The organism is Streptomyces sp. 142MFCol3.1 (assembly GCF_000424945.1).
GTDB classification, from domain to species: Bacteria; Actinomycetota; Actinomycetes; order Streptomycetales; family Streptomycetaceae; genus Streptomyces; species Streptomyces siamensis.
The window spans coordinates 1-11,981 of the sequence record NZ_AUKV01000069.1; the positions used below are offsets into that span (position 1 = coordinate 1).

Genomic DNA, 11,981 nt, shown 5'->3' on the forward strand with positions numbered 1-11,981 from the left:
ACCAACTCCCGCACCGCCCAGTCCACATGATTGACCAGACCCCGATGCGAAACCTGCACACCCTTCGGCCGACCCGTCGAACCCGACGTGAACACCGTGTACGCCAAACCATCCAGATCCACCGACGGCAGCACCCCACCCACCGGCGGATGCTCCACATCCACCCGCACCACAGCCACACCGAAACGGTCCACATACACGGCAGACGTCACCGCGACCTCGACGCCGGCATCCGCCAACATCCCCGCCACCCGCTCCCCCGGCAACACCGGATCCAACGGCACAAACCCCGCCCCAGCCCGCCACACCCCCAACAACGCCACCACCAGATCAACCGAACGATCCAGCAACACCGCCACCGACGAACCCACACCAACCCCCCGCGAACGCAACACGCCCGCCAGACGATCAGCCCGATCCACCAACTCACCGAACGACAACGACCGCCCCGCCGCCTCCACCGCCACCACACCCGGCGACTCCACCCCACGCACAGCCACCAACTCCGGCACCGACAACTCCGGCACCACAACCCCCGTGTCATTCCACGACGAGAGCACCAACTCCCGCTCACCAGAAGGGAGGACAGGTTGCTGGGCGTTGCCGTCGGGGTCCGAGGCCATGGCTTCCAGGACCGAGCGGTACATGGAGGCGAGCCGGTCGACGCCCTTGCGACCGATGACGTGCCGGTTGGCGGTGATCACCATGAAGCCGGCGCGGGTCGAGACACCGAGGGGGAACTCGGTTGGGCTGTCGTCGATGGTGGCGGCGTAGTCGATGAGGTCCTGGTCGACCTGGCGGAAGTTCTGGTAGCTGAAGCGGACGTCGACGAGGCGTTCCGCGGCGCCGAACTCGCGCTGCATGGCGCCGAGCGGGTAACGGCGGTGCGGCCAGACCTCGATCTCCTGGTCGAACACCCGGCGCACCAGGTCCCGCCAGGTGCGGGCACCGCGCCGGAACGCGAACGGCAGGGGGTTGAGGTAGACGCCGTGGACGCGTTCGGCGCCGACGGCCTCCGGGCGGGCGTTGGTGACCAGCCCGGTACGGAAGGACTCCTCCGGGGTGAGGCGGCTCATCACCTTGAGGTGGGCGGCGTGCAGGACACTCTTGATGGGGACCTGGGCCTCGCTCGCGAGAGCGCGGAGTCCGGCCTCAAGGTCGTGGTAGGGGACCCAGGCGCGGTGCAGCCCGCGCGGTGTGGTCAGCGGGTCGTCGCCCCATCCGGCGGGCGGTACGAACTTGGGGTGGTTCTTCACGACGCCTTGCCAGTAGTCGCGGTCCTCGTCGGAGTCCAGCGACTTCAGTTCGGCCGCGACGAAGTCCGCGTACCGGACGGCGGCGGGCTCGGGTTCCTTTGGCGGCCGGCCGTCGCGCAGCGCGCGGTAGGTGGCGACCAGTTCCATGAGGAGGGAGTGGTGGCTCCAGCCTTCCAGGACGGCGTGGCACTCGGTGAGCGTGAGCCACCAGCTGCCGTCGTCCCGGGTGTGCGCGGTGAAGCGGATCAACGGGGGCCGCGCGAGGTCGAACAGGTCGGTGCGTTCCTCGGCCATGAAGGCGCGCAGGGACTCCTCGGCGGCACGCGCGTCGAGGGCCGTCAGATCGCGGGTGCGGACCGGGGAGTCGACCCGCTCGGGGTCGTGGACGAGTTGCAGCGGCACCGAGTACCCGTCCAGGGCGAAGGAGGTGCGCAGGATCTCGTGGCGGCGGATGACGGCGCGTACGGCCTGCTGGAGCGCGTCGGGGACGAAGGTCGACTCGTCGAGGATCCTGAAGCAGGTCGAGTTGTGGTAGTGGTTGCGGCCGTCGTCGGCGAGCATCTCCACGACCATGCCGAGCTGCACCTGGGCGAGCGGATAGGCGTCGACGACACCTTCGGGGAGGCGCGCGCGGTCCTCGTCCGCGAGGAGGGCGAACGGGGCGACGCCGGGTTCGGGGCGGGCGGGCGCGGGACGTCCGGTGAGGAACTCGACGAGATCGGCCGGGGTGCGGTGGGCGAAGACGTCGCGGACGGTGACGTCGTGGCCGGTGTCGCGCAGCGCGGCGACGAGGGCCACGGCGCGCAGTGAATCGCCGCCGAGGTCGAAGAAGCCGTCGGTCACGCCGACCCGGTCGACGCCGAGGACGTCGCGCCACACGTCGGTCATCCGCTCCTCGTCGGCGGTGCGCGGGGCGACCTGGTTGCTCCCGACGGCCAGGGCTCCGCGGTCGGGAGCGGGCAGTGCGGCCTGGTCGAGCTTGCCGTTGACGGTGAGGGGGATCTTTCCGAGCGCGAGGAACGCGGTGGGGATCATGTAGGCGGGCAGGGTCTGTGCGAGCAGGGCGCGCAGCTCGCTGGGGGCGGCGACCGCCTCGCCGGCGGGTACCACGTAGGCGACGAGTCGTTTGTCGCCCGGGGTGTCCTCGCGGGCGACGACGACGGCGTCGCGGACCAGCGGATGTGCGGTCAACGCGGCCTTGATCTCGCCGAGTTCGATGCGGTGGCCGCGGATCTTCACCTGGTGGTCGATGCGGCCGAGATAGTCGAGGCCGCCGTCGGGGCGGCGGCGTGCGAGGTCGCCGCTGCGGTAGAGGCGGGAGCCGGGCGGACCGTACGGGTCGGGCACGAACCGCTCGGCGGTGAGCGCGGGACGGCCCAGGTACATGCGGGCGACGCCGGGTCCGGCGACGTGGATCTCACCGTGGACGCCGACGGGTACGAGTTCGCCGTGCGGGCCGAGCAGTTGTACCTGGAGGTCGCGCAGCGGGGTGCCGACGTCGTTGCCGTGGTCGCCGGCGAGGTCGGCTTCGGTGACCCGGTGGTACGTGGTGTGCACGGTGGTCTCGGTGATGCCGTACATGTTGATCAGGGCCGTGCGGTCGAGGCCGCGGCGGGCGACCCAGGGACGCAGGGCCGGCATGTCGAGGCGCTCGCCGCCGAACGTGACCACACGCAGGGCGAGTTCGTCGATCAGCGGATGTCCGTCGCCGGCGAGGGCGACCAGGCTCCGGAAGCCGGACGGCGTCTGGTTCAGTACGGTGACGTGTTCGTCGGCGAGGAGCCGGAGGAAGTCCTCCGGCGAGCGGGCCAGGTCCTGCGGTACGACGACCAGGCGGCCTCCGTACAGGAGGGCGCCCCACATCTCCCAGACGGACATGTCGAAGGCGTACGAGTGGAACAGCGGCCAGACGTCGCGCTCGTCGAAGCCGTAGTGCTCCTCGGTGACGGTGAACAGGCGCAGCACGTTGGCGTGGGTGAGACCGACGCCCTTGGGACGGCCGGTCGAGCCCGAGGTGTAGATGGTGTAGATCAGGTCGTCGGGGCGTGCTCCGCCGGCCGGGGCGGTGCCGGGTGCGGCGGCGAGGGCGGCGGCGTCCCGTTCGCCGTCCAGGTTCACCAGGACGCCGCCGTGGACGCCGGCGAGACGCTCGGCGTGGGCGTCGGAGGTGACGACGATCCGCGCTCCGGCGTCCTGGAGGGTGTAGGCGAGGCGGTCCGCGGGGTGTTCCGGATCCAGCGGGAGGTAGGCGGCGCCCGACTTGAGGACGGCGAGGAGGGTGGGCATCAGGTCGATGCCGCGGTCCAGGCTGACGCCGACCAACTTGCCTGGTTTCGCGCCCAGTTCGCGCAAGTGGTGGGCGAGCTTGTTGGCGCGGGTGTCGAGTTCGGCGTAACTGAGCCACTCGCCGCCGCAGCCGACCGCCGGGGCGTCCGGGGTGGCGGCTGCCCGCCCCTCGAAGACGTCGTGGACACAGCGGTCGGGCGCCGGCAGGAGGTTCGGGGCGGGCGCGAGGACGGCCAGGTCCGTGTCGTCGAGCAGGTCGAGCAGCGACAGCGCGCGGTCCGGGTCGGCGACCGCGGATTCCAGCAGGCGGACATAGTGCCGGGCGAGGCGTTCGGCGGTGCTCCGGTCGTACAGTGCGGTGCTGTACTCCAGGGTGCCGTGCACGGAGCCGTCGGCCCGCTCACCGAGCTGGAGGGTGAGGTCGAAGCGGGAGACGCGGGAGGGGGCCCGCAGCGGTTCGGCGGTGATGCCGGGGAGCCGGAAGCCGTCGGTGCGCTCCTGGTGCAGGGTGAAGGCGACCTGGCACAGCGGTGTGCGGGACATGTCGCGTTCCGGCTGGAGTTCGTCGACCAGCCGGGCGAAGGGATACTCCTGGTGGTCGAAGGCGTCCAGGACGGTGGCCCGGGTGCCGTCCAGCAGGGTGTGGAACGACGGGTCGCCCTGCCAGCGTCCGCGCAGGACGAGGGTGTTGATGGCGTAGCCGACGAGCTGTTCCAGTTCGGGGCGTCCGCGTCCGGACACGACGGTGCCGACGGGGATGTCGGTGCGTCCTGTGTAGCGGGCGAGCAGCGCCTGGTAGCCGGTGAGCAGGGTGGTGAAGAGGGTCGCGCCGTGCGCGGAGCCGAGGGCGCGGAGGCGTTCGGTGAGCGAGGGGGGCAGGGTGACGGGCACGGCGTCGCCCGCCCAGCGGCGGGTGGCGGGCCGGGGCCGGTCGGTGGGCACTTCGAGGGGGGTGATGCCGGCGAGCTGCTCGCGCCAGTGGGCGAGTTGCCCGTCGAGCGTGCCGTCGGCGAGGCGGGAGCGCTGCCAGGAGGCGTAGTCGGCGTACTGGACGGTGAGGGGGCCGAGCGGGTCGGGCCGCCCTTGTGCGAACTCCGTGTAGAGCGTGGCGAGTTCGTCGAGCATCAGGCCGACCGACCATTCGTCGCAGGCCACGTGGTGCAGGACCACGGCGAGGATGTGGTCGTCGGTCGCGACCCGGATGAGCCGGGCGCGCAGCGGGTGGCCCCGCTCCAGGTCGAAGGGGCGGCCGGGTTCGGCCTCGGCGAGCTGTCGCGCCCGCCGTTCCCGTTCTGCCGGACCGCCCGACCCCGTCAGGTCGTCGAGCGGGAGGTCGAACGGGCCCGGCGGGTCGACGACCTGGACCGGCTCCGCTCCGTCGAGGCGGTAGCGGGTGCGCAGGATCTCATGTCGGGACTGCAGGCTCTCGAAGCCCCGGCGCAGTGCCTCCGCGTCGAGGGGGCCGCGCATCCGCAGGACGACGGGGACGCTGTACTCCCAGCTGTCCGGGTCGAGCCGGCTGAGGAACCACATCTGCTGCTGGCCGTGGGAGAGGGCCAGCGGACCGTCCCGGTCGGCCCGCCGCAGTGCGGCGCGCCGCCCACGGCGGGCACCGGCGAGCCGGGCGCGCACCAGTTCCTCGCGCTGGTCTCCGGCTTCCTGGCCCGTACGAACTCCGCCCGTGCTCATGCTGAGCGCTCCTCCCCCACCGTGTGCTTCTCGGTTTCCGGCCGTGCTGCTGTGTGTGTCCGTGGGCCCGTCAGGCGGTCGCCTGCTCCATGCGGCGGCGCAGGCTCGCCGGGCGCAGGTCCGTCCAGACCTCCTCGATGCGGTCCAGGCACTCCTGCCGCGTCCCCTCGGTGCCTTCCGCGTGCCAGCCCGCGGGCAGGTCCCGGTCCGCGGCCCAGATCGAGTACTGCTCCTCGTCGTTGAGCACCACCCGGTAGACGCGGTCGTCGGTCTGCTCGTCAGCCATCTCGGCTCTCCCTTTCGGAGGTCTGTTCGGACATCGGATCGGGATACGTGTCCGGATCCGCCGTCAGCTTCCGGCGGGGGCCTATACCGGGCCTCTACGCGAACTGTCGTACGGCTGGGGTCCGTTGGGCACCGTGAGCGGGCACGACGAAGCGCGCGACCCGGTCCCCACGGGGGGAGGGACCAGGCCGCGCGCGGTCTTTCGGGAGGGCGCCGGCACTCCTCGCCGTACTCGCGAGCCGGGCCGGTCACCGCTCGCGGGCGTCCACGAGCCGTACCGGCGCCGGTGCGCGGGCACGCACACGGCGTGCAGGCGGCGACGCGTGGGCATCCACGAGCCGTGCCGGCATCTACTCGCGGGCGCCCACGAGTTGGACGATCCGGGAGCGCAGTGCCGCCGTGACGGGCAGCACGGTGCCGACGACCGCGAGCAGCGCGGAGACGGCGGCGATGCCGACGACCACGAGCCAGGGCGCCACGATCGGGGTCGTGCCGAACAGCTGGAGCAGCGCCGCCCACAGGGCCGCGATGTTCACCGCCGAGGCGAGCAGGGCGAGGACGACTCCGATGGCGGCCACGAGCAGCGATTCGGCGACGAAGAACCGCAGGACCTGCTTGGGTGTGGCGCCGGCCAGGCGGAGCACGGCCAGGTCGCGGCGCCGGTCCGCGGTCGCCATGAGCAGGGTGTTGAGGATCGCGATGAAGCAGAACAGCACGACGATCACGGCGGTGGAGCGTTGCCGCACCTCGATGAGATGGCGGGCGTAGGCGCTCTCGGAGGCGACCAGCTCGTCGCGGGTGAGGAACCGTGCTCCGCTGTCCCGCACCGCTCTGTCGATGGCTGCCGTGGCGGCGGCCCGGTCGGTGCCGGGTTCCAGGGTGATGTAGGCGCGGCGCGCCAGTCCGTCGCGCGCGTAGGCGGCGGACGGGGCGAAGCGTTCGGGGAGGTAGGCGACGTCCTCGCCGCGCATCGCCTTGTAGACGGCGGCGACCTTCAGCGTGGCTTCCTCGCCGTCGCCGAGCAGGATCTTCTGCGTCGTCCCGGCGTCCCAGCCCCACAGGTCGGGGGCGGCGAAGCTGTTGTCGTCGAGCCTGTCCAGGGAGCCCTGGGTGATGGTGAGGTCCATGGTGCTCTTGAGTGCGGAGGTGTCGACGACCATGCCGTCGTTCTCGTCGTAGCGGTCCTCGTCGCGGGTGTAGACCGTGGTGAGCAGGGGCGCCGCGATCTGTACGCCGTCGATCCGTTTCACCCGGTCGACGACCTCGGAGCTGATGCCCGGTGTGCCGTCGGGGGCGAGGGCGTACTGGGAGGCGACCTGGTTGCGCAGTCCGTGGTCACGGGCCGCGCCGAGCGAGTCGGTGGCGGCCAGCAGTGACAGGGCGAGGCCCACGGTGAGCAGGATGGGTGCGGCGGTGGCCGCGGTGCGACGGCGTGAGGTGAGCACGCTCTCGCGCACGAGCATCGCGGTGGGCCCGGCAAAATTGCGGAACGGCCACATCAGCAGCCGTGCCAGCGGGCCGATCGCCAGGGGCGCGATGACGGCCGCGGCGAGGACGGGCACGAGGAGCTCGGTCACGTAGGTGTTGGGCGAGAGGATCGTGGCCGGTTTGCCGACCGCGATCCACGCGGCGAGTCCCACCCCGGCGCCGACACCGATCGCCCCGAGCAGCAGCCGTCCCGGGGTCATCCCGGAGTCGTCGACCGCGGCCTCCCGCAGTGCCTCGACGGGCCGTACCCGGCCGGCGCGATGCGCGGCGGCGGCCGCTCCGCACAGGGCCACCAGGACACCGACCAGGAACGCGCCGGCCAGCGGGGCGGTCACCGTCCAGTGCAGCGAGGGGCGCACCCGGAACCAGGGCGGCGAGATGTCGAGGTCGATGAGCATGTCGGTGAGCAGTTGCGCCCCGTACAGGCCGAGGGCGGTGCCGAGCGCGGAGGCCAGCGTGCCCACGAGCAGCGCTTCGCCGCGCACCATGCGGCGGACCTGCTTGGGAGTGGCGCCGACGGTGCGCAGCAGAGCGACCTCGCGGCGCCGCTGGATCACGGCGAAGGCGAAGGTCGAGGCCACGACGAAGACGGAGGTGGTCCCCGCGACGGAGGCCATCACCGGGACCAGGGTGATGGTGTTGTCGAGGGTCTCGCGGTCCTCGGCCTTGCTGGCGTCCGCCTCGTGCCGGTCCCTGCCGGTGAGTACCTCGGCGTCCTTGCCGACGGCGGCGCGCACCTGGTCGATCGGGCCGAGGGCCACCAGGGCCTGGATGCGCGGGGAGATGCGGGCGGCCTCGGCGTCGCCGAAGAAGACGGCGTTCTCCCAGTCGACCGGTGCGACGGTGCCGGACACGGTGTACGCCAAGACCCCGGCGGCGGTCATCACCGTCACCTTGTCGCCGGTGCGTGCCTGGTCGGACGGCACAACGATCTGTCCGTCGCCGGACGGCTGCCGACCGCTGGTCAGTTCGTAGCCGCCGAAGCGCGCGACCCCCCAGGGGTGGCCCACCTGGTTCTTCGGGCCGCCGCGGAGCTGCGCGTAGAACGCCCGGTCCACGACGGTCTCCCCCGTGGCCGCGACGCGGTCGAGGAGGTCCCGCGAGACGCCTTCGGCCTCGGGCAGCGAGCGGACGCCGAGGTCGTGGTGGGCGGGGTCCCAGTCGGGGTCGGTGGGCAGGACGACGGCGTCGGCGCGGGCGAACCGCTCGGCCGGCCGGTCGGGCAGGTCGAGCATCGTCATCAGCAGGACGCCCATCGCGGCGACCTGCGCGACGCCCAGGACCAGTGCGACGACGGTACCGAGGAAGGACACCCAGCGCGCCCGCAGGGTCTGGAAGGCGATGCCGAGCACTACGACACCGCCAGATCGGTCATCCGGGCGGCGACCGCCTCGGCCGTCGGGGACGTCAGTTCGCCGACCAGTGCGCCGTCGGCGAGGAACACCACACGGTCCGCGTACGCGGCCACGTTCGGGTCGTGGGTGACCATCACGATGGTGGTCGGCTCGTCGAGCTCGGGGTCGTCGGCGCCCTTGCCGCCCGTGACCGGACTGCCCACCAACTTGCGGAGTACTTCGAGCAGTTCGCGCCCGGTCGTGATGTCCAGCGCTCCGGTGGGTTCGTCGGCGAACAGCACGGCGGGGCGGGTGACCAGGGCTCGGGCCACCGCCACCCGCTGCTGCTGGCCGCCGGAGAGCTGACCGGGCCGCTTTCCCGCCTGGTCCTCCAGGCCCACCTGGGCGAGTGCCCGCAGCACCGTCTGCTTGCCCGGTTTGCGGCCGGCGAGCCGCAGCGGCAGCCCGACGTTCTGCGCGGCCGTGAGCGAGGGCAGCAGGTTGAACGCCTGGAACACGAAACCGGTGGACTCCCGCCGGAACTCGGTCAGCCGGGTCTCGTTCAGGCCGCCGATGTCCGTGCCGTCGATGAACACCCGGCCGGAGGTGGGCCGGTCGAGTCCGGCGGCACACTGCAGCAGCGTGGACTTGCCCGAACCGGAGGGGCCCATGACGGCCGTGAAGCTCCCTCGTGGGAAGGACAGGCCGACCTCGCGCAACGCGCTGACCGCGCCGCTGCCCGAGCCGTACGTCTTGGTGAGCGACTCCAGCCGCACTGCGTCATCCATCGATTCTCCGTAGCGTCATGGTGGTGGGGGGACCGGCCGTCAGCTCCCGCTGATGCCCGGACGCCTCTTCCTGGGCGCTCCGGTCTTCGAGCTCCGCCCCTGGGCGGGTGAACACGACGGTCGCCACCACGGCGAGCAGGGCCATCACTCCGGATGCGATGGCCAGCGTCCCGCGCGTCCCGAAGCCTTCGAGGAGATAGCCGGTGCCGAGCGCGCCGATGGAACTCGCCCCGGAGACAAGGAGCATGACGACGCTGCCGACCCTCCCCTGCATGGCGTCGGGTGTGATGCGCACCTGATGGGACATGCCGGAGACCGTAACAGCGGCTCCTATATGCGACGTTATGAAGAAGAGAATCCCAAGTGTCACGGGGTGCAGCAGAAACACTGTTCCGGGCATGATCACGGCCCAGGCCACATGCGCGTAGATCATCACGCGCCGCATCGGCAGCCGCCTGCTCAGCCAGCCGCCGCTGAATGCCCCGAGGAGCCCCCCGATACTCCCGGCCGCCATGATCAGACCGACCGTGCTCGCCGGCCTGCCCTGCTCCCTGACCAGCACGGCCACGGTGAGGATGAGCCCCTGGAAGACGAGGTTGCTGCCCGCGATCACGAGCAACGCCGAGCGGAAGTACGCGCGCTGCCATACCCAGCGCAGTCCGCTGGAGATCTCCTCCCGCAGTCCGCGGGCGGTCCTGCCCCGCGCGGAACGCTGCGCGGGGATGCGCAGCCGGGTGAGCGTCAGCAGCGACATCAGGTACAGGCCGGTGCTGGACAGGAACGGCACCCAGGCCGAGAGCCCGAACATCACACCGCTTGCCGGATGCCCGACGAAGTTCACGGCCCGGGAGCGCGCCTCGTTCTGCGCCATCGCGGTGGACACCTGCTGGGGCGGCACGACACCGCGTACGGCGGCCCGTTCGGACAGCTGGTAGAAGACGGTGAGGCTGCCCTGGACGAAGGCGACGGTGGCGATGTGCCAGACGCGCACCTCGTCACCGGCGAGCGAGACCGCGACCGACCCGATGGCCAGCGCCCGTCCCGCCACGCACACGAGCATCACCCGCCGCCGGTCCCAGCGGTCCACCAGCACACCGGCGGGCAGCTGCATCACCAGAATCGGCAGCAGCGCCGCGAAGCCGACCAGGCCGGCCGCGCTCTTCGACCCGGTGTGCCAGAGCACCAGCAGGGTGAAGGCCATGGTGGAGGAGCGCTCCGCCATGACCGACAGCGCGGAACCGCCCCACAGCAACCGGAAGCGCCCGTTGCTGCGCAGCGGCGGCAGCTTGTCCGCGCCGCCGCCGTCCCGCGCCACGACTTCCCTGCTCATCGACGGCCCGCCCAGCACCACTCCAGGACCGCCATGGCGCTGTGCATTTTGTGCGTGGCTTGCGTGAACGCGATGCTCGCCGACCCGTCCAGCACCTCGGCGGTGACCTCCTCGCCGCGGTGGGCCGGCAGGTCGTGCAGGAAGACGGCCTTGGGGCTGGTCTCCCACAGGTCTGCGGTGACCTGGAACGGCGCGAAGACCTCGCGCCAGTCCTCGGTCGGCTTGGTGGTCCCGGTGGTCTGCCAGCGCGTGGTGTAGACGGCGTCGAGATCGGCGGGCAGCGCGGCCATGTCGTGCCGCTCGACCACCCTGGCACCGTTGCGTACCGCCTGCTCCGCGGCCTCGGCGAGGATTTCGGGCGCGACGCCGTAGCCGGGCGGTGTACGCAGCTCCAGCTCGGTTCCGGGGAAGCGGGTGAGAGCCAGCGCCAGCGCCGCGGCACTGTTGTTGCCCTCGCCGACGTACAGCAGTCGCAGCCCTTCGATCCGTCCGAAGTGCCGTTGCAGGGTGGTCAGGTCGGTGAGCCCCTGGGTCGGATGCTCCTCCGCGCTCATCGCGTTGACCACCGACATGGTGCCGGCGGCCGCCCAGGTGCGCAGTTCGGCGGAGGCGTCGGCCGTGCGAGCCACCAGCAGGTCCAGCATCCCGGCGAACACCCGCCCGGTGTCCTCGCTGGTCTCGCCGGTGTTGGTCTGGAGGTCGCCCGGCCCGAACGTCACGGTCTGCGCCCCGAGCCGGAGCGCGCCCGCCGTGAAGGCCGTGCGGGTCCGGGTCGACGTACGGCGGAAGTAGACGCCGACGACGGCGCCGTCCATGGTCCTCGCGCGTGCGCCGGAGGCGAATGCGACGCCGCGGGCCACGATGCCGCGCAGTTCGTCGTCGGTCAGGTCGGTGAGGGAGATGAGATGTCGCGCGGATCCCATGGTGTGGGGTCCCTTCTGGTGGGCTGATGATGAGGCCGCCGGGCCCCGGTGGGTGACCGGCGGCGCTCCTCGGGTCGGGTCTGCGGCGCGCGTCGGGTCGGCCCGCGGCGGTCAGCGGGAGTCGGTCAGGAGCGCGTCGATCTCGGCGCGCACCCGGTCCTCGATCTCCACGGCGAGCTGTGCCACGGTGGGGCGCTCGAAGGCGACGCGCACCGGCAGGTCCAGGTCGTACTCGGCCTGGAGCCGCGAGATGAGCCGTACGGCGAGGATCGAATGGCCGCCGAGGTCGAAGAAGTTGTCCTCGACGCCGACCTTGTCCAGGCCCAGGACCTGACCCCAGATGGCCGAGATGCCCTCCTCGATCTCGCTGCGGGGAGCCACGTAGGTGTCGGTGGCGACGGCCTCCGGGTCCGGAAGCGCGCGCCGGTCCAGCTTGCCGTTCGCCGTCAACGGAATCGCGTCGATCTCGACGAACACCGAGGGGATCATGTACTCCGGCAACACGGAACCGAGGGCACCCGCAAGGTCGTCGACGCGGCCGACGACGTACGCGATCAGGCGCTGGTCGTCGGTCACCACCACAGCCGCGTCCGAGACATCCG

At 71.7% G+C, this 11,981-nt stretch carries 7 protein-coding genes; all 7 read right to left on the reverse strand.

Annotation, left to right across the window (positions count from 1 at the left end):
* The coding region (locus H305_RS0142830; protein ID WP_051371602.1) for a non-ribosomal peptide synthetase at window positions 1–5,231 on the reverse strand (5,231 nt) is incomplete at its 3' end.
* A gap of 70 nt (window positions 5,232–5,301) precedes the next feature.
* Entirely contained in the window at window positions 5,302–5,517 is a 216-nt protein-coding gene (locus tag H305_RS0142835) for an MbtH family protein (RefSeq protein ID WP_028805844.1), read from the reverse strand.
* A 349-nt stretch (window positions 5,518–5,866) separates the two neighbouring features.
* Window positions 5,867–8,356 carry an FtsX-like permease family protein gene (locus H305_RS0142840; protein WP_028805845.1) on the reverse strand — a complete coding sequence of 830 codons (2,490 nt, stop codon included), beginning with the start codon at window positions 8,354–8,356 and terminating at the stop codon, window positions 5,867–5,869.
* The gene (locus H305_RS0142845; RefSeq protein ID WP_028805846.1) at window positions 8,356–9,126 is read right to left on the reverse strand and encodes an ABC transporter ATP-binding protein; all 771 of its coding nucleotides are present in this window, start codon (window positions 9,124–9,126) and stop codon (window positions 8,356–8,358) included. Before H305_RS0142845 ends, H305_RS0142840 begins: the two co-directional genes overlap by 1 nt.
* Window positions 9,119–10,456: an MFS transporter gene (locus H305_RS48930; RefSeq protein WP_158690694.1), complete on the reverse strand. Its 1,338-nt coding sequence runs from the start codon at window positions 10,454–10,456 to the stop codon at window positions 9,119–9,121. Before H305_RS48930 ends, H305_RS0142845 begins: the two co-directional genes overlap by 8 nt.
* Window positions 10,453–11,379 (reverse strand): ornithine carbamoyltransferase, encoded by a 927-nt coding sequence (locus H305_RS0142855; protein ID WP_028805847.1) that lies wholly within the window; start codon window positions 11,377–11,379, stop codon window positions 10,453–10,455. Before H305_RS0142855 ends, H305_RS48930 begins: the two co-directional genes overlap by 4 nt.
* 111 nt (window positions 11,380–11,490) lie before the next feature.
* A partial coding sequence (locus H305_RS0142860) for a phosphopantetheine-binding protein (protein ID WP_028805848.1) occupies window positions 11,491–11,981 on the reverse strand: 491 nt, incomplete at its 5' end.

Coding starts and splice junctions, on each gene's coding strand:
- H305_RS0142835 (WP_028805844.1), bottom strand. CDS start 5,517: ATGGCTGACGAGCAGACCGACGACCGCGTCTACCGGGTGGTGCTCAAC.
- H305_RS0142845 (WP_028805846.1), bottom strand. CDS start 9,126: ATGGATGACGCAGTGCGGCTGGAGTCGCTCACCAAGACGTACGGCTCG.
- H305_RS48930 (WP_158690694.1), bottom strand. CDS start 10,456: ATGAGCAGGGAAGTCGTGGCGCGGGACGGCGGCGGCGCGGACAAGCTG.
- H305_RS0142855 (WP_028805847.1), bottom strand. CDS start 11,379: ATGGGATCCGCGCGACATCTCATCTCCCTCACCGACCTGACCGACGAC.